Here is a 17,453-nt window from a genome sequence, read left to right on the forward strand (position 1 = left end):
CGCTTGGCTTCCCTAACGCAAACAGGGCTATCGGTCTTTCGTATCAGGCAGGCTTGCCATGCGGTTCGGGCGGCCCGTCGTCCAACGAACGGATCTGAGCCTCTCGCGCCGGATCGCCGTCGCCCGCGCCCTGCGGCACCGGAACGTCGATCGGGCTGTTCGGCGTTGCACCGCCGCTGGTCCGTCCGGAGCCGCCCAGCGGGTCCGCGGCGTCCGCACCGCCAAGACCGCCGCCGCCCGGCGTCCGGTCCATCTGCGCATCGTCCAGCACGGTCGAAGCCGTGTCTGCGTCATTCGACGCAGGTTTGATGTCGTCGGGTACAAGGTTCGGCTGTTCGGTCGCCATGTCGATCTCCTTATGCTCGTCCTAGAACCCTTCACGCGGAGATAGTCTCCCCCAAAAAGGTCCGGCTCCGTGACCGACATGAGGCGATGGCTATTGATACGGAAAGGTCGGATTTTGGTGTCGAGTCAGTAGGTTGCTCTAAGGATCGGTGGTAAAACGGGCTCCGTTCCGAATGTCGGCGACTCCAACCGGCCACGCCGCATGTCGGTGTCGCCCACGCGGCGAAGTCCTATGTCGCCAAGCTGAAGGAACCGCTCACCACGTTCTGCTCGTTGCGACCGGTCGAATTTCACGCCTGCTGGTCGGTCGCAAGAGCGCGCTGCAACAACTGGATCTGCCCGGTTAGCGCGCTTATCTCGGGCATGTTGAACCCTGTGCGGGCGAACACCTCTTCTGCACGCACTCGCTTTTCACCTGCAGCGCACGGCCTTCGGCGGTCGGCCGGACACGCACATAGCGTTCATCGTCAGGGTCCCGCTCACGAACGACCAGACCCGTCGCTGCCAGAGGCACTTTAAAGCGAGTAGTTGCTTGTCCAAAGAAAGGTACGGGATGCTGAAGTCAATCTTCCATCGACCCACCCTAGCCTCTGCGCTTCCGATCACCAAAGACGCGTCATCCGGAGCTCAGCCCCGCGGCTCGAACTCGCTTCGCCGAGCAGGCACAGTTGCGATCGCAATATCGATTATCGCGTGAAACCCTCCGCCATCCCGTCCGTTAAACCCCGCAAGTCGATGAAACTGGACCGAAATATTTCCCAATCAGCGAGCGTACGACGGCAGGTCGTCGGCATCCGAGATCAAATTCAAAGGAGCAGGCAATGAAGCTGGACGGTAAGAAGATCGCGATCCTGATTGCTCCCCGTGGTACGGAAGAGCCGGAATTCTCGCAGCCCAAGGCGGCAGTCGAACAAGCAGGTGGCACAGTTACCGTCATCAGCCTGGAAGCCGGCGAAGCGCAGTCGGTCAACAACGATCTTGATCCCGGCAAGACCTTCAAGGTCGACAAGGCGATCGACGCGGTGTCGGCGTCGGAGTTTGACGGCCTCATCATTCCGGGAGGCAGCGTCGGCGCGGACAAACTGCGTGGGTCGAAGGCGGTCGTTGCCTTCGTCCGCGACTTCTTCGCAGCGGGCAAGCCGGTCGCGGCGATCTGTCACGCACCTTGGACGCTCGTCGAGGCGGATGTCGTGAAGGGCCGCACGCTCACCTCCTTTCCGACCCTGCAGACCGATATCCGCAACGCCGGTGGGACCTGGGTCGACCAAGAGGTCGTCGTCGATCAGGGCCTCGTCACCAGCCGTGATCCCGGTGATCTGCCCGCTTTCTGTGCGAAGCTGATCGAGGAATTCTGCGAAGGCAAGCACGCCGAGCAGGCCGCAAGCGTTTGAAACCGTCCGCGTGATCGTGAGTGCGACCGGTAGGTCGCCATCAGCTCGAAAACTTGTCCACTGCGCAGTTTGTACGCTCGGATCGGAGCCCTTCATGTTGAAATCACCCATTCGCTTCACCCCCGACGTCGAGACGATTGGTCCGGACGAACAGGACACGATCGACGGTCTCAATGAGACGTTTCGCTACATCGTCGAGAAGACACATGAAGACCTCGGCCACGCCCAGCGCGGCGTCCATGCCAAGAGCCATGCGCTGCTCGAAGGCGAGATGGTGGTTCATAACGACCTCGCCGACGAACAGGCGCAGGGCATTTTCGAGCGCGGGCGGCGCTATCCGGCTGTGATCCGGATGTCGGCGATCCCCGGCGATCCGATCCGCGACAGCGTTTCGTTGCCGCGCGGTTTCTCGATCAAAGTGATCGGCGTCGATGGCGAGCGGCTGCCGGGCGCCGAGGACGAAGTGACGCAGGATTTCCTCATGGCCTCCGGAGTCGCCTTCTCGAACCCGACGCCTGAGGGGTTCCTGCGTAACACCAAGCTGCTCGCGGCGACGACCAACCGCGCCGAATGGGCGAAAGAGGCATTATCCAAGGTGCTGCGCCCGATCGAGAAGGCGCTGGAAGCGATCGGCGGCGAGAGTGCACTGCTGAAGGGCTTCGGGGGTTATCCCGATACCAACCCGATTGGCGATCGCTATGGCACGCAGGCGCCGCTCCGTTTCGGCGACTACATCGCCAAGTTCGACGTCGTGCCGGAATCGCCAAACTTCCGTGCGCTGACCGACCAGAAGCTCGATGAGAGCAAGAGCCCCGACGCGATCCGTGAGGAGCTGACGGCGATCTTTGCCAACGAGGGTGGCGCCTGGACGCTGCGCGCGCAGCTTTGCCGCGACCTCGAAGAAAACCCCATAGAGGACGCCGCGACGCCGTGGCCGGAGCAGGGTAATCCGTACATCCCGGTCGCGACCATCACGGTTAAGCCGCAGAAGAGCTGGTCGCAGGAGCGCGTCACCGTGCTCAACGAACAGACCGCGTTCCGCCCCTGGCACGGCGTCGAGGCGCATCGCCCGCTCGGCTCGGTCATGCGCGCGCGTCGTGCGGTGTATCCTGTCATCCAGGATCTGCGCAGTGAGCTGAACGGTTGCCCGATGCACGAGCCTCGTTCGCTTCCCGCCCTCGATTGATTGGAAAGGCTTCACGCATGACCGCGCACCGGTATCGCCCACCCCACGACTTCGGCCTAGGCGGCGTCGCCATCGGCAACGAGTTCGAATTCGCCACCGACGAACAGGCGGAGGCGACGCTCGCTGCCGCCTGGGATGCGGGCGTGCGCTATTTCGACGTATCTCCCTGGTACGGCCTCGGCCTCGCCGAACGGCGCTTCGGCCGGTTCCTTGCACGCAAACCCCGGAGCGAGTTCGTCATCTCGTCCAAGGTAGGCAAGCTGTTGCGCGCCAGCCGCGATAATGATGCGAAGACCTATTACCCCTTCACCACCTCGCCCAACACGCCGCATTTCGACTATACCGCCGACGGCGTACTGCGTTCGATCGAGGACAGCCTTCAACGGCTCGGGCTGGACCGACTCGACATCGTGTTCGTCCACGATCTCTCGCCCGACAACCACTATCTGCCGGATGACTGGAACGCCCTGTGGCCGATAGCGGAAAAGGGCGCGTTCCCGGCCCTTACCCGCCTGCGGGACGAGGGCGTGATCGACGGCTGGGGCATGGGCGTGAACTGCCCACAGCCGATCCTGCGTTGCCTGGAGACTGCAAACAGCGACGTGCATCTGCTCGCCAGCCAATATTCGCTGATCGACCATGCCAACGCGGTCGAGCAGGTGTTTCCGAAGGCTCGCGAGAAAGGGGTCAGCTTCGTCGTCGGCTCCTCCCTCAATGCCGGGTTCCTCGGTGGCGAGCCACGCTACAATTATGGTCCAGAGAACAGCATCATCCCGCCTGACAAGCGCGATAAGCTAAAGCAACTTCGCGAGATCGCAGGCCATCACGGCGTCGATCTGGTTGCCGCTGCACTCCAGTTCAGCCTTGCGCCGGATGTGTCTGCGGCGATCGTCGTCGGCACCGCCAAGCCGCTCCATATGCTCGCCGATCATGCCGCCCTTCAGGCAAAGATACCGGGCGCATTTTGGGAGGAACTGCGATCGCAGGGCATCCTCCATCCCGACGCCGCTGCACCGCCCGGCGCCGCGTGACCTGCCAAGCGGAAAAGTGAAAATACGCATCCGAGATGTACTGAATTTCGAACGATAGAGAGAGGAAACGACGATGATCAAGTCACTGGGCTATGCAGCGAAGCACTCGTTCAGCCGGATGAAGCCCCTCGAATTCGAACGCGCCGAGGCCGGCCCCGACGAAGTCCAGATCGACGTTCTGTACTGCGGCGTCTGCCACTCCGACATCCATCAGGTGGAGAACGACTGGAGCAACACGGTCTATCCGTGCATGCCCGGCCATGAGGTCGTCGGCCGGGTCGTGGCGGTCGGCAACGGCGTGACCCGGCACGCGGTCGGCGATCTGGTCGGCGTCGGTTGCATGATCGACAGCTGCCGTGCCTGCGAGCCATGCCACGAAGGCGACGAGCATCACTGCGAAGGCCATAACAGCTGGCTCGCCACGTATAACGGGCCGATGAAGCCCGCGGCGATGACCGACGACGGCGTCAACACCTATGGCGCGGACAATACCTATGGCGGTTATTCGAACAGCCTGGTGGTGAACGAGGATTTCGTCCTCAAGATCCCGTCGAACATTCCGATCGAAGCCGCCGCACCGATCCTGTGTGCAGGAGTCACCACCTTCTCGCCGTTGCGCCACTGGGGCGTGAAGAGCGGCGACAAAGTCGGTATCGTCGGTCTGGGCGGTCTTGGCCACATGGCGGTCAAGCTCGCCGTTGCGATGGGCGCGGACGTCACCGTGTTCACGACCGACAAGGACAAGATCGAACCCGCCAAAGCGCTTGGCGCGAGCGAGGTCGTGATCGAAGGTGACAAGGATGCCTTCAGGAAACTCGAGCTCAGCTTCGACTTCATCCTCTCGACGATCCCCGAGAAGCACAAGGTCGATCCGTTCATCACGCTGCTCAAGCGCAACGCGACCTATTGCGCGTGCGGCGCGCTCGATCAGATCCCGGGCTACAATAACCAGGAACTCATCATGCACCGCCGCAGCCTCGCGGGGTCGCTGATCGGCTCGATCAAGGAGACGCAGGACGTCCTCGATTTCTGCGCCGAGCACCACGTCGCGCCCGACGTGCAGGTGATCGACATTCAGGACATCAACGACGCGTACAAGAAGGTGAAGAACGAGGATGTCCGTTTTCGCTACGTCATCGACATGGCGTCGCTGAAGCGCGAGATGGAGGACGCCTGATGCGCGCAGCCCCCTTCCCGCCTGCGGACATGCCCGCCGATCTGCGCCCACTCCATGAGGAGATGGACGGCTATATCGCCGAACATCTGAAGGGCTTCGTCTCGCACCGCGAGGACGGGGCGCTGGTCGGCCCGTTCGCGCCGATGCTGCGCTTCCCGGCCTTCGGTCGTGCTGCCTGGACCTATACCAAGGCGCTGATCGACAATGCCAAGTTGCCCAAGCCCGCGCACGAGGTGGCGATCCTTGCCACCGGCGCGGTGTTCAATTCGCGCTATGAACTTTACGCGCATGAGCGGGTCGCAGACGGCGTCGGCCTCTCGGACGAGAAGATCGCGACGATCGCTGCGGGCCAGCGTCCGGCTGACCTGACCGAAGAAGAACAGGCCGCCTACGACGTGGCGGTAGCACTCGCTGGCGGGCGGCAGTTGCCCGCCTCGACCTACGACCGCGCGGTCCGTGCGTTCGGTGAGGATCTGACCGCTGAGCTGATCTACCTCGTCGGCGGCTATGCGCTCGTCTCGATGCTGCTCAATGCCTACGACATGTCGGTCCCGGGCCGCGAAGAAGGCCTGCCGCGTGGATGATCTCGATACGCAGCCCGCGAGCAATGCCGGTGTCGAACACCGTTCGGCCGAGCCGGCCGGCAATGACGACCTGACCCCGACGACCGGTGGTGGTGCAGACCCAAAGCACCAGCATCTGTTCCACCTCGCCGGGACTGCTGCCAGCGAATATGATGGCGGTAATTTACGCGGTGCATCGGCAGACAACTGGAAGGCGCTGGCGGGGCAGCAAGGCTCGGTCTATCTCGCCCGCCTGAAGCCCGGTGGCGTGCGCGAGCCGCACTGGCACCCGAGCGGTTGGGAGATGAACTTCGTCGTGTCCGGCCGGGTCCGCTGGAGCGTGGTCGGGCCGGGCGGCACGAGCGATGCGTTCGAAGGCCAGGCAGGCGACCTGGTCTTCGCACCGCAAGGTCATTTCCATTATTTCGAGAATGCCAGCGAGCACGACGATCTGGTCGTACTGATCGTGTTCAATACCAGCGCGGGCGAACCGGACGACGATATCGGCTTGGTCGAATCGCTGTCGGCAATCCCGCCCGACGCGCTGGCGGCAGTGTTCGGCGTTCCCGCGGATGTGTTCAAGGCGATGCCTGTTAAACGGGACCGCGTCGTGATCGCGTCCAAACGGGAGAAAACCGGTGGCTGATCTTACGGGAAAGGTCGCCGTCGTGACCGGTGCGGCGCGCGGTATAGGCCGGGCAGCGGCAGTTGCGCTGGCCCGTGCCGGCGCGGATGTCGTCGGCATTGATATCGCCGGCCCGGTCAGTGCGATCCTCGACTTCGCACCGGCGACCATGGATGATCTGGCGACGACGGGCCGGGAGGTCGAGGCGACCGGGCAGTGCTGGCACGCGATCACGCTCGACCAACGCGACCTGCCGGCGCTCCGCGACGCCGCCAAGGAAATCGTCGAGACGATGGGCGGCGTCGACATCCTGTTCGCCAACGCCGGTATCCAGGCGTTTAAGCCGATCCTGGAGATGGAAGATGCCGGCTGGCACGACCAGATCGACGTCAATCTCTCCGGTACGATGAACGCGGTGCGTGCCTTCGCCCCGGCGATCAGATCGCGCGCGGCGGAGACGGGACAAGGCCGGATCATCGTCACAAGCTCGACTCAAGGTCAGCACGGCACCAAGCACGGTGCCGCCTATTCCGCGTCCAAATGGGGCATCATCGGGTTGATGAAGTCGGCTGCGCTGGAATTTGGCGACTATGGCATCACCGTCAACGCGCTGATCCCGGGGCTGATCGATACCGTGCTTACCCGGCATGAAGATCGCTACGCGCAGGCGATCGAGGACGGCGGCAAGCAGCCGACCGGTGACGAGGCAAAAGACGAGGCGATGGCCGCCAAGGCCATGCTCGCCAAGACGCCGCTCGGTGTGCCGTGGCTCGATCCAGACGACGTCGCGCCGATGGTCGTGTTCCTGGCTTCGGACGCGGCGCGGATGGCGAGCGGCGGCACCTACGCGATCACCGGCGGCGACAGCGCGCACGGTGCCGCATGACGGCTCATTCGAGGAGACACGATATGGACGAGAAACGCATGGCCGGCGCGATCGCGGGCGGATTGGTGGCCGGGCTCGGCATCACGGCGATGCTGATGGTGAGCGAGAAGAAGAGCGGGAAACCTTCCGAACTCACGCTGCTGGAACGGACGAGCGCGCACAAACTCGGCGTCCATGTGCCGCCCGACAGCCGCCTCCCCGACGCTACCGAACAGGCCGTGATCCAGGGCGGTCATCTATTATTGTCCGCAGCAGCCGGCGCGGTGTTTGCGGCAACCGTCGACGAGGAGGCAGGCGTGATACCAGCGGGCGTCGGGTTCGGTCTCGCTTTCTATGCAGCGATGCACTGGATCACCGGTCCGTTGCTCGGCGTGAAGAAGCCCGAATGGCAATCGGACAAGGCTTCGATCGGGATGCATACGTTCAACCACGTCGCGTTCGGGCTGGTGACAGCACTCGGTGCGACGGCCGCGACGCGTATGTGACTTGGCCGACGTCGCGCAAGGATCGGACCGGTTGATCCGATTTGGCCGTTCAATGGCGACCGCGACGCGATCGTTGCGACAAAACACTTGAAGGAAGTTCCATGCGCTTTGCCCTGCCCTTGATCGCCGCCACGTTGGTCGCGATGACTCCCGCCGGCCTTTCTGCCCAGACCTCTGTCGCGACCGCCGCGGATCTTAAGAAATTCAACGTCACGATCGTCCGTTTCGATCCGGCGCGCGGTCCGCAGACGGGCGTGACGTTCGTCCTTCCCGTCGACAGCCCGGATGAGGAGCATGCGATCGCATCGACGCTCGCGAACGCCGCTTCGTTCAGCCACAAGGCAGACGCAGGCCGCGCGCTCCCGGTCGCATTCATGGCCGTCCGCGTGGCCCGCCGATAAGTGCGGCGATTCCATTTCCGGGGACTGGCCAGCGTCCTGCTAGCCGCCTCCTTACCAGCCTGCGCGACGATTGATCGGGCCCCGTTTACCGCGCATGATAGTCAGGCAGCAGTTATCGCCGGTGGGCCCGAAGTTCGTTTCTGGGCAGACGCACCCGATGCCGCGCGCCGAATGGCACCTGGACCGACCTCGGATGGTCGCGTGACGATGCTCGCCTTGTCTGGCGGCGCCGACGAGGGCGCTTACGGTGCCGGCCTGCTCACCGGCTGGTCGCAATCTGGCAAGCGGCCCGATTTCACCATCGTCACTGGAGTGAGCACCGGCGCGTTGATTGCGCCGTTCGCATTTCTCGGCACGTCCGAGGACGCGACGATCTCTCACCTGTATACCAGCATCTCCGCGAAGGACGTGTATCACGCGCGGTTTCCGCTCGCCATTCCCGGCTCGACCAGTGCTGCCAGCACCAAGCCGCTTGCGCGCTTGATCGCAAATGCGGTGACCCCGGCGATAGTTGATCGGATCGCCGCAGAGCATCGGCGCGGGCGTCGCCTGTTCGTCGGCACCGCCAATCTCGATGCGCAACGCATGGTGATCTGGGACATGGGCGCGATCGCCGCGGGCATGCTGCCGAACCGTGTAGCGCTGTTCCGCCAGATCCTGCTTGCGTCGTCGTCGATCCCTGCGATCTTCCCGCCGGTGGTGATCGATGCGGTCGCCGACGGTCGGCCGGTGCGCGAGTTGCACGTTGATGGCGGAACGAGCGCGCAGTTCCTTAGCGTCCCGCGCCAGCTTGTCATCGACGATGCGCCCGCACCCGACAGCACTCGCCTGACGCTGTACCTGCTCGTCAACAACCGGCTCGGTGGCGATTTCAAGCTAGTGAAGCCCAAGACGATTCCGATCCTGCGCCGCGCGTTTGCGCTCAATCAGCAGAGCGCGCTGCTGAGCCTGGTCGGAACCAGCTATCTTTACGCACACGAGCACAGCATCGGCTGGAACCTGTCGTTCATTGGCAACGAAGTCGAGGCAAGCGATACGCTGTTCGACACCGCCTATATGCGTCGGCTCTACGCCTACGGACTTGCGCGCGGACAGGCGGGCGGCAAATGGCGTAGCCGCCCGCCCGGTGGGCCCGAACAGGCGACGGACGCTACCGATACGTCCCGATGAAGGTCAAACGGCGTCGACCCGGGTGCGCAGGATTGCATAGGGCGGCTCCTGCCGATCCAGCCCGCGATTATACTCAGCACGCCGATTGACCTGCGAGGAAGAAATATAGACCCAGCCATCGTGGATCCACAGCGTGTCTGCCCAAATCAGTCGCGGATCAGTGGCGAGGATTTCGATGCCTCCATCCGCATTGCGCCGACCGATCGCATTGAATTCCTGCATCGCTAGATACACGCGATCGCGCCCGTCCGGCCCGGTCTCGGCAAGCAGCCCGCCCGTCAGTCCCTTCTCGCCGAGATCCTTGACCGTGGCCGCGACCGCCGCGTCCTCCGCCTGCGGATCGAGCAATGCGGCCGTCTCGACCGAATGGAGATGCCGCCCCATCAGCGGCGCGTAATACACCAGTTTACCGTCGGGTCCGAGCGCAATACCATTGGCGCCGCCCTGCACTTCGCTGGTCGAACCGTCGGCACCGCGCTTTAGCAACTGGCGGCCTTCGACGATCTTGACGACGCCCTTGTTAGACGCTGTACTGGAATGGCGTGCAAGCCGACGAACCGCACGGCCGGTGGCGAGATCGACCGCGATGATCGCCCCCTTCCCGTCCTGCCCCTGGTCGGTGATGTATGCCGCCTCGCGCCGCCCGTTGCCCGCATCGACGCGCAGGTCGTTCAGCGACGAAGTTGGTTCGACCGCCGCGCCGAGCGGGATGGTGCGCATCACGGTGTTCGTGGTCAGGTCGATGCAGAGCAGTTTTGCCGCGCCCGGCACCGGTACGCCCGAAGCGGCCATCAGTCCGGCATCGAGCATCCACAGCCGATCCTGACCGTCGATGACGCCGTTGGGAATGTGGAACAGCGTGTCCTGCGGATGCGTCGGATCGGGGCGGTTGATCGCTGCGTCGGGATAGGGCGTGACACCGCCATCCGCCGCCACCTCGCCGACGCTGTAGAGGGTCTTGTCGTCGAAACGCGGCATGAACACGAAGATCCGGCCCTTGGCCGACACCGTCATACCGGTCGGCGACGTCGGGCAGCGTGCCGCGACGACCAGTTCCATGTGGCCGACCTGCGAGGTAGAAGGCACCGCATCGGTACGGCCCGAGCGTTTCGCCGCCTGCGTACCTGACGCCATCATACCCGCGATCCCTACTGCGCCAGCCAGCACGCTGCGCCGGCCGAACCCATTCTGCTCCATGATCGTCTCCTCACGCCCGCCATCCCGCGCCCCGAACCTTCAGATCGACTGCGTGGATGCTTGAGCCGTTGCATAGAAACAACCGACGCCCATCCGTGCCGCCAAACGCCAGATTGCCGCAGGTCCCGGGCGTTGCGATCACGCCGAGCCGGTCGCCTGCCACGGTCCAGACCGTCGCGCCGCCATCGGTCGCGGCATAGACGCACCCTCCGGAATCGACCTTGAGACCGTCGGCAATACCGCTTGGCACGGTCGCGAAGACACGTTCGCCGGTCAGGCTTCGGCCGTCCCGCACGTCGAATGTACGAATCTCGCGCTTGCCTTCGGGGTGATCCGGTCCGCCGCTCGCGTCGCTGACGTAGAGGATGCGCTCGTCGGGCGAGAAGGCGAGGCCGTTCGGCTGCTCGAAGGTGTCGGCAACCTTGGCGATTCCGCCGGCCGGATCGATCCGGAAAACGAACCGTCCCCTCTGCTCGGACGCGGCCTGCCGCCCTTCCTCGGGCTGTTCGATGCCGAAGGTCGGATCTGTGAACCAGATCGCGCCGTCGCGCGCGACGATCAGGTCATTAGGCGAATTAAGGCGCCTGCCCTCGAAGCGATCGGCCAGCACGGTGAGACGCCCGTCTGCCTCCTGCCGAACGACCCGACGGTCGAGATGCTCGCACGTCAGGAGCCGCCCCGACGCGTCGAACGCGTTGCCGTTCGCGAAATTTGACGGATCGCGCACCGCCGCCGCAACGCCGCCGTCGCCCAGCCGCATGATCCGGTTTTTGCGAACGTCGCTGAATACCAGCGTTCCGCCCTGCCGATCCCATACCGGCCCCTCGCACCACCGCCCGTCGTCATACACCCGCTGCACGCGCGCACCGCGCATCAGCACGGCATCCAGAGTCTCGCGCGCTTCTGACCAGGCGGGCGCGAAGGTCAGTGGCGAAATCGCTGCACCGACGAGCACCGCGCGGCGATCGATCACGACGGGGTAACCACCGCGATCACCTCCTTCATCTTGGCGATCCCGAACTTCCACGCCTGACCGACGTCGACATGCGGCATCGCCGGGATTTCGTCGGGATCCACGACCGCATGCAGGATCGCTGGTCCTGGCACGGCCAGGAACGCCTGAACGGTCGCCACCAGCGCAGCTGGATCGCGTGCGGTGAACCCTTGCGCTCCGCACGCGCGCGCGAATGCCGCGAAATCCATATTGGGGAAGTTCGCGCCAGACGCCGGCGGATTTCCCGCGCCTTCCATCTCGAGATGGACCAGACCCCAGGCGGCGTTGTCGTACACCACCACCTTGATCGGCAACTTGTGCTCGACCGCCGTCATGAACTCACTGATCAGCATCGTGAATCCGCCGTCGCCGCTCTGCAGGATGACTTGCCGGCTGCGATCGAGCGCCTGCGCGCCGTTGGCGATGCCGAGCCCGGTGCCGACAGCGCCGTTGTTGAACGACCCGGTGATCCGCTGTCGACCGGTCTGCCGCAACCAGTTCGCCGCCCACAACGTCGCCTCGCCGGTATCGGTGACAAGGATCGCGTCGTCCTCGGCATGATCGCTGATCGCGCGCGCGACCGCCTGCGGATGGATTCTGTCCTCGCTACGCTGCGGATCGGCCTTCGCATCGAGCATTTCGTCCCATTCGGCACGCGTCTTGGTCGCGGTTGCGAAGAATGCTTCGTCCTCGCGGACCACCAGCCGGTCCAGCAGCATCTGCAGCGCCGGCTTCACCGACCCTACGACGCCCAGCGCGATCGGCGCGCGTCGGCCGAGCGCAAACGCGCGCTCGTCGATCTGGACGATGTTGCCGTGCTTGGGCAGGAAATCGACATAGGGATAGTCGGTCCCCAGCATCAGCAGCAGGTCCGCCTTCTGGATCGCATCGACACCGGCCCTGCTGCCGATCAACCCTACCCCGCCGATCCAGTGCGGATCGCGGTATGGCAGCAGTTCCTGCGCGCGATACGTATGCGTTAGCGGCGCCTTCAACCGGTCTGACAGTGCCTTCAGTTCGGCTTCCGCCCCGCGGCACCCCGCGCCGCAGAACACCGCGATCGTCTTTGCCTGATCGATCAGCGCAACCACCGCAGCGATATCGTCCGGCGCGGGCGCAACCTCGGGCCGGGGCCGCAATGTCGGGATGCTCGGCACGACCTTCGATATGGTCGCCGCGAACACGTCCTGCGGGATGCTGATATGCGCTACGCCGCGGGCGCCATAGGCTTCTGCGATCGCCTGATGGAACACCGCCGGCGCCTGCACCGCCGCACCCAGCGTCTGCGTGTAGACCGCAACGTCGCGGAACAGCAGGTCGGGCGCATCCTCTTGCAGATAATCGGTCCCGCGCAACGCCGACGGCACGCCACCCGAGATAGCCAGCACCGGCGCATGATCCTTGCGCGCCTCGTACAGCCCCGCGACCAGATGATTGCCGCCCGGTCCCGTCGTGCCGCAGCACACGCCGAGCCGGCCCGTCAGCTTGGCCTGCCCCGCCGCCGCCAGCGCCGCACCTTCCTCGTGCCGCACGCCGATCCACTCGACTCGGTCCTGCCGCCGGATCGCATCGGTGAAAGGGTTGAGCGCATCACCTACCACGCCGAAGACTTGGCGGACGCCGATCTCGGCGAGCGTTTCGACGAGCAGTTCGGCGACGGTCGAGGACATGGAAAGCTCCGAAGTAGTGAGATCGGCCTACCGACGCGCGAGTCCGTTTTTGGTTGCGGCGACGATTTGGTCGAAGGCATTGAAATTGAAGCCAACCCTGACGAATTCTGCTTCGACAAGACGGTGCGGTGGCCCATCGGCCCGAGCCGCGAACTTCGCTGGTCCTGGGCTCGCCCATTCACCTCGGTGACAAGACTAGCTTTCACGCCCGGCATTTGCCCGCGACGGTCGCGGCGAGGACGAGCTGGCTAACCTCCGTGAGCGCTGGATATCGCGAAGAGGCCACCCACGCCGAGAGCATACAGGATGAGCACGGTGAGGGAGTCGATCCCCATCCGCCAGACCTGCCGTTTGGGCCGGAAAATGAGGCCTGCGGCGTAAACACTCGTCAGCAGCACGCCAAGGCCTGCAAGGTAGATGTCGCTTGCCTGAGCATCAGGTAACACCGCCTTTCCAGAGATGACGACGGCAAGAAGGAAGAGCACCGGAAGGAAGGCGTTTCCCCCAAAGATGTCGCTGACGGCGAGCTGATAGTCCTTCATGCGTACCGAGGTGATGCCGGTCGAGAGTTCGGGGAGCGACGTGGCGGCTGCAAGCACCGTGGCCCCGAACAGGACCCCACTGAGCCCGATGTGCTGGGCAATTGCATCGCCACTCCGTTCCAGCAGCACACCGGCTGCCAGGGTCGCGAGTGCAGCCGCGCCGAAGACCAGTGCCAAACGGACCGTGCTCTCCCCTCGCTGCGCAGACGCGTCATTCTTCTTCGCTTGCGAATGACCCTTGGGTTCCTCCTGCCCACCCGGAGCGGTGCCACTCGTATCGTGCCATGGCAGCCCTTTGCTGGCCTGGCTGGAAAGCCACACGCCAACCACCCATAGAACCGCGATCAACATCGCCCCGGGGGTCAGGCGTGCAGCAATCAACGTGCCGGGCAGCTGCGTAGCCATGATCGCCACGGTCAGGACCGCCACGACGAGCACTGCCTCTACAACCAGCGTGAGGCTGGCGGCGCGGTAGGTCAGGGGCACCTTCTCTTTCATGGCGATGTCCATGGCCACGAGGACGACCGTCTGGATGGCGATACCGCCCAGGATATTGCCAACAGCCACTCCCAGGTTGCCCGCCAGTGCGGCGCTGACGGTGATCGCGACCTCAGGCAGGTTGGTGGCGACCGCAAGCACGATGATACCGCCAAGCGCCTTGCCCAGGTGAAGGCGCGAGGACAGGATATCCGTCGTGTCAGCGAGCTTGACCCCGGCGATCCAGATTACTCCCGCGCAGGCGGCAAAGATCGCGAGCAAGATCGGTAGGGCGAGTCCATTGAACATGCGGAGCTTTCAGTTTGTCGCTGAGCGACCAAGAGTCGATCTTAGCGAACCAGCTGACCAGGCGTTCCACAGCAGATCACGCTACAATATCGGCAATGCCAAACCCAAGCAGCGTAGTGTGCCCTCGCGGGGGCGCCCAATTCCAATTTCGGCGAATTTGAAGAGTGGAGCAGGTATCGGTCGGATCAATGGCTTCGTCGTGACGTTGAGCGATGTATATTGAGCAGCGGTACAGATTGGACACACGCCTATGTCGATCGAGAAGATGATCCGGCTTCACCCCGATGTCGGCAACGATTTCAGCGAAGCGATCGCCACTGCGGCGCGGCATGCCATGCTGTGCTCATTGTTCTGCACTTCTTGCGCCGATGCCTGCACTGCAGAACCGATGGATATGCGCCTGTGCATACGCATGTGTCATGACTGCGCGGACATCTGTACGGCCACAGCGCATGTTGCGGTCCGTCGAACCGGGCAGAATGTTGTCGTCCTGCGCGCACAGCTCGAAACCTGCATCCAGGCCTGTGAAGCCTGTGCGGCGGAGTGCGAGAAGCATGATCATGAGCATTGTCGTCTATGTGCGACGATGTGTCGCGAATGTGCGGATGATTGCCGCACAGCACTCGTGACAGTCGGCTGACGCGGAGACGCGCATGATGAGGTTTAGGGCGCAGGGGCATTTAACAACTTCGGTAGAACGTCCAAGTGGACGTTCAGCCCGCCCTTGTCGCTATACACCCTCCGACGCTTGTTCATCCTCACAAGTAGTGAACACATGAACCGTGTGAGATGGGCACCCCCCCCGGCGGTATGAACGGGACGTGCCCCAATGCGTTGACCCAGCACGAGAGGCGGCAGTGCCCCTCGGGCTGAGAGGATACAAGATGGCCAAGCCCTTTACGATTGCAGTGCCCGACGCACGGCTCGCCGCCATCAACGCCAAAGTCGCGTCGTTCGACTGGAACACTCTCCCAGACGCCGGGGGCTGGCAATCAGGTGTTGGCATCGCCGACCTCAAGCGGCTCGTGGATTATTGGCGCACTCGGTTCGACTGGCGTGCACAGGAACGCCGTCTTAATGCCCTGCCACAGTTCATGACGGAAGTGCTCGGCCAGAAGCTGCATTTCCTACACGCGCGAGGCGATGGTTCGCGCCGACCGCTCCTCCTGCTGCACGGATGGCCCGGCTCGTTCATCGAGTTCGAAGCTTTGATCGCGCCGTTGGTCGCCGATGGTCACGACGTCGTCGTGCCCTCGCTGCCAGGCTACGCCTTCTCCGGCCGCCCCGCTGCTCCGATCGGCCCACGCCGAACCGGCGAACTAATGCATGGCCTGATGACCGAACTCTTCGATGATGCCCGGTATTTGGTGCAAGGCGGCGACTGGGGAGCAGCGATCGGGAGCTGGATGGCGCATGATCACCCCGAAGCGGTCGCGGCGCTGCACCTCAACATGGTTTTGATCCAGGCTGCAGACGCAATTCCGAAGACGCCTCACGAACTTGCCTGGGCAACGCGACGGGCAAGGCTCGCCAAGGAGGAGACTGGGTACTCGCAAGAACAGGGCACCCGTCCGCAGACACTTGGCGTCGCCATGGCAGATAGCCCGGTCGGTGTCGCTGCCTGGATCCTGGAGAAGTTCGGCGCTTGGTCCGACGTGCCCCGCGACGAGCAGGGACGCCCCGATCTGTGGCAGGTCTTCGATGAGGACCTGCTCCTCACCAACATCATGCTGTACCTCGTCGAACATTCGTTCATCACCTCGACCTGGATGTACCGAGGTCGGGTGCTGGAGGGATCCGGCGAGTTTCCGGCTGGCACCCGCATCAAGGTGCCCACCGGTGTCGCCGCCTTCCCCGATCCCATCTTCCCACCACCGCCGCGTTCGCAGGTACAGAAGACCTACAGGATCGCCCACTGGACCGAGATGAATGCGGGCGGCCATTTCCCGGCACTGGAACAACCCCAACTTCTGTTGGCTGACATGCGACGGTTGTTTGCGGATCAGGCACCAACAAGGGGTAGCCGACGAGCTTGGGCCGTTGGTGCTGCCGGCGTCGCCGCAATTAGCCTGTGGGTATTGACCCAGCACAGGCGGCATTCGGACGATTCGGCTGCCCGCGCTCGGGCTACCTATCCGCCACTGGATGTCCCCAAGCCGTTTGCTGAGGACATCTGGATCGTCGATAGCGGGCCGATCAACGCGATGGGGCTGAAGCTGCCGCTTCGGATGACGGTCTTTCGCCTAAAGAACGGCGATCTACTGCTGCACTCGCCAACCCCCTTCTCCCCCGAGGTTGCCAAGGCAGTCGACGAGCTCGGCAAGGTCCGGCATCTCGTCGCTCCCAACATCGCCCACTGGACCTTTCTTGCCCACTGGCAGCGTGCCTATCCCGATGCGACGACCTGGGCTGCGCCGGGACTGCGGGACCGAGCGCAGGTTCGCGAATCGTCAGTGCGGTTCGATGCCGAACTTGGTGAGACACCCCCTTCGGAATGGGCCGACACGCTGGACCAAGGCATCGTGTCGGGGGGCGCGGGCTTCAATGAAGTCTGGTTCTTCCATCGGCCGACCCGTACCCTGATCTTGGTCGACCTCATCGAAAATCTCGAACCGGACAAATTGCCGCCAATCTCCCGCCTGTTGATGCAGGCTTCCGCCGCCACGGATGGCACGACGGCGCGCTACCTGCGTCTTCCGGTACGAATGGGCGGCGCGGCCGCGAAAGAAGCAGTGCGAGCGGTCGTTGCGCTTGCGCCGGAGCGGGTGATCTTCACGCATGGCCGCCCATTCGAGAGCGATGGCGCGGCCCGATTGAAGCGGGGCTTTGACTGGCTGGTATAGATGGGTTCGGTATACCCTCCACCCGCTCGCTTGTGACCCACAAGCAGACACTCGCGGGCTCACCCGGTCTTCCCAACTTCGGCCGTTTGTTCATGTACGGATATCGTCGCCGGCGGGACCGCTTTTCATTCTCCTTACATGAGTGGGGACGGCTGGATCGC

General features: G+C 63.8%; 17 protein-coding genes. 12 read left to right on the top strand and 5 right to left on the bottom strand.

Going from position 1 to position 17,453, the window contains the following annotated elements; translation table 11 throughout:
- Window positions 1-43: 43 nt before the first annotated feature.
- On the bottom strand, window positions 44-346 hold the full coding sequence (locus tag SJY41_RS07095; protein ID WP_380780327.1) for a hypothetical protein: 303 nt from the start codon (window positions 344-346) through the stop codon (window positions 44-46).
- Between the two features lie 820 nt (window positions 347-1,166).
- Here SJY41_RS07095 and SJY41_RS07100 point away from each other — a divergent pair.
- The 10 genes from SJY41_RS07100 (at window position 1,167) to SJY41_RS07145 (ending at window position 9,260) form a co-directional block, all read left to right on the top strand.
- Entirely contained in the window at window positions 1,167-1,736 is a 570-nt protein-coding gene (locus SJY41_RS07100) for a type 1 glutamine amidotransferase domain-containing protein (protein ID WP_380780328.1), read from the top strand.
- 94 nt (window positions 1,737-1,830) lie between these two features.
- On the top strand, window positions 1,831-2,922 hold the full coding sequence (locus SJY41_RS07105; protein WP_380780330.1) for a catalase family protein: 1,092 nt from the start codon (window positions 1,831-1,833) through the stop codon (window positions 2,920-2,922).
- 17 nt (window positions 2,923-2,939) lie between these two features.
- On the top strand, window positions 2,940-3,953 hold the full coding sequence (locus SJY41_RS07110) for an aldo/keto reductase (protein WP_380780332.1): 1,014 nt from the start codon (window positions 2,940-2,942) through the stop codon (window positions 3,951-3,953).
- A 73-nt stretch (window positions 3,954-4,026) separates the two neighbouring features.
- Window positions 4,027-5,130, top strand: a complete 1,104-nt coding sequence (locus SJY41_RS07115) for an NAD(P)-dependent alcohol dehydrogenase (protein WP_380780334.1) — start codon at window positions 4,027-4,029, stop codon at window positions 5,128-5,130.
- Window positions 5,130-5,714: a carboxymuconolactone decarboxylase family protein gene (locus SJY41_RS07120; RefSeq protein WP_380780336.1), complete on the top strand. Its 585-nt coding sequence runs from the start codon at window positions 5,130-5,132 to the stop codon at window positions 5,712-5,714. The genes SJY41_RS07115 and SJY41_RS07120 overlap by 1 nt, the downstream gene beginning before the upstream one ends.
- Window positions 5,707-6,339 (top strand): cupin domain-containing protein, encoded by a 633-nt coding sequence (locus SJY41_RS07125; protein WP_380780337.1) that lies wholly within the window; start codon window positions 5,707-5,709, stop codon window positions 6,337-6,339. The genes SJY41_RS07120 and SJY41_RS07125 overlap by 8 nt, the downstream gene beginning before the upstream one ends.
- The gene (locus tag SJY41_RS07130; RefSeq protein ID WP_380780339.1) at window positions 6,332-7,204 is read left to right on the top strand and encodes an SDR family NAD(P)-dependent oxidoreductase; all 873 of its coding nucleotides are present in this window, start codon (window positions 6,332-6,334) and stop codon (window positions 7,202-7,204) included. The genes SJY41_RS07125 and SJY41_RS07130 overlap by 8 nt, the downstream gene beginning before the upstream one ends.
- Before the next feature lie 23 nt (window positions 7,205-7,227).
- A complete protein-coding gene (locus SJY41_RS07135; RefSeq protein ID WP_380780341.1) occupies window positions 7,228-7,689 on the top strand; it encodes a hypothetical protein in 462 nt (153 codons plus the stop codon).
- Window positions 7,690-7,790: 101 nt separating this feature from the next.
- Window positions 7,791-8,090 (top strand): hypothetical protein, encoded by a 300-nt coding sequence (locus SJY41_RS07140; RefSeq protein WP_380780343.1) that lies wholly within the window; start codon window positions 7,791-7,793, stop codon window positions 8,088-8,090.
- Between the two features lie 207 nt (window positions 8,091-8,297).
- Complete coding sequence (locus SJY41_RS07145; RefSeq protein WP_380784080.1) at window positions 8,298-9,260, top strand: patatin-like phospholipase family protein; 963 nt, start codon at window positions 8,298-8,300, stop codon at window positions 9,258-9,260.
- Window positions 9,261-9,263: 3 nt separating this feature from the next.
- On the opposite strand, the gene SJY41_RS07150 is transcribed toward SJY41_RS07145, so the two are convergent.
- The 4 genes from SJY41_RS07150 to SJY41_RS07165 form a co-directional block, all read right to left on the bottom strand.
- Window positions 9,264-10,457 carry an L-dopachrome tautomerase-related protein gene (locus SJY41_RS07150; RefSeq protein ID WP_380780344.1) on the bottom strand — a complete coding sequence of 398 codons (1,194 nt, stop codon included), beginning with the start codon at window positions 10,455-10,457 and terminating at the stop codon, window positions 9,264-9,266.
- A 10-nt stretch (window positions 10,458-10,467) separates the two neighbouring features.
- Window positions 10,468-11,430, bottom strand: a complete 963-nt coding sequence (locus SJY41_RS07155) for an SMP-30/gluconolactonase/LRE family protein (protein WP_380780346.1) — start codon at window positions 11,428-11,430, stop codon at window positions 10,468-10,470.
- Window positions 11,427-13,121: a thiamine pyrophosphate-dependent enzyme gene (locus SJY41_RS07160; RefSeq protein WP_380780348.1), complete on the bottom strand. Its 1,695-nt coding sequence runs from the start codon at window positions 13,119-13,121 to the stop codon at window positions 11,427-11,429. The genes SJY41_RS07155 and SJY41_RS07160 overlap by 4 nt, the downstream gene beginning before the upstream one ends.
- 248 nt (window positions 13,122-13,369) lie before the next feature.
- A complete protein-coding gene (locus tag SJY41_RS07165; protein ID WP_380780349.1) occupies window positions 13,370-14,449 on the bottom strand; it encodes a sodium:calcium antiporter in 1,080 nt (359 codons plus the stop codon).
- Between the two features lie 250 nt (window positions 14,450-14,699).
- On the opposite strand from SJY41_RS07165, the gene SJY41_RS07170 reads away from it, so the two are divergent.
- On the top strand, window positions 14,700-15,089 hold the full coding sequence (locus tag SJY41_RS07170; protein WP_380780351.1) for a four-helix bundle copper-binding protein: 390 nt from the start codon (window positions 14,700-14,702) through the stop codon (window positions 15,087-15,089).
- Between the two features lie 244 nt (window positions 15,090-15,333).
- Window positions 15,334-17,292, top strand: coding sequence for an alpha/beta fold hydrolase (locus SJY41_RS07175; protein WP_380780353.1), 1,959 nt, complete (start codon window positions 15,334-15,336; stop codon window positions 17,290-17,292).
- The last annotated feature ends 161 nt before the right edge of the window (window positions 17,293-17,453 follow it).

The organism is Sphingomonas sp. R86520 (assembly GCF_042466285.1).
GTDB lineage: Bacteria > Pseudomonadota > Alphaproteobacteria > Sphingomonadales > Sphingomonadaceae > Sphingomonas.

What these genes read in the sequence shown, in the direction of transcription:
- SJY41_RS07095 (WP_380780327.1), bottom strand. Translation starts at nt 346, where the DNA reads ATGGCGACCGAACAGCCGAACCTTGTACCCGACGACATCAAACCTGCG.
- SJY41_RS07100 (WP_380780328.1), top strand. Translation starts at nt 1,167, where the DNA reads ATGAAGCTGGACGGTAAGAAGATCGCGATCCTGATTGCTCCCCGTGGT.
- SJY41_RS07105 (WP_380780330.1), top strand. Translation starts at nt 1,831, where the DNA reads ATGTTGAAATCACCCATTCGCTTCACCCCCGACGTCGAGACGATTGGT.
- SJY41_RS07110 (WP_380780332.1), top strand. Translation starts at nt 2,940, where the DNA reads ATGACCGCGCACCGGTATCGCCCACCCCACGACTTCGGCCTAGGCGGC.
- SJY41_RS07115 (WP_380780334.1), top strand. Translation starts at nt 4,027, where the DNA reads ATGATCAAGTCACTGGGCTATGCAGCGAAGCACTCGTTCAGCCGGATG.
- SJY41_RS07120 (WP_380780336.1), top strand. Translation starts at nt 5,130, where the DNA reads ATGCGCGCAGCCCCCTTCCCGCCTGCGGACATGCCCGCCGATCTGCGC.
- SJY41_RS07135 (WP_380780341.1), top strand. Translation starts at nt 7,228, where the DNA reads ATGGACGAGAAACGCATGGCCGGCGCGATCGCGGGCGGATTGGTGGCC.
- SJY41_RS07140 (WP_380780343.1), top strand. Translation starts at nt 7,791, where the DNA reads ATGCGCTTTGCCCTGCCCTTGATCGCCGCCACGTTGGTCGCGATGACT.
- SJY41_RS07145 (WP_380784080.1), top strand. Translation starts at nt 8,298, where the DNA reads ATGCTCGCCTTGTCTGGCGGCGCCGACGAGGGCGCTTACGGTGCCGGC.
- SJY41_RS07150 (WP_380780344.1), bottom strand. Translation starts at nt 10,457, where the DNA reads ATGGAGCAGAATGGGTTCGGCCGGCGCAGCGTGCTGGCTGGCGCAGTA.
- SJY41_RS07160 (WP_380780348.1), bottom strand. Translation starts at nt 13,121, where the DNA reads ATGTCCTCGACCGTCGCCGAACTGCTCGTCGAAACGCTCGCCGAGATC.
- SJY41_RS07165 (WP_380780349.1), bottom strand. Translation starts at nt 14,449, where the DNA reads ATGTTCAATGGACTCGCCCTACCGATCTTGCTCGCGATCTTTGCCGCC.
- SJY41_RS07170 (WP_380780351.1), top strand. Translation starts at nt 14,700, where the DNA reads ATGTCGATCGAGAAGATGATCCGGCTTCACCCCGATGTCGGCAACGAT.
- SJY41_RS07175 (WP_380780353.1), top strand. Translation starts at nt 15,334, where the DNA reads ATGGCCAAGCCCTTTACGATTGCAGTGCCCGACGCACGGCTCGCCGCC.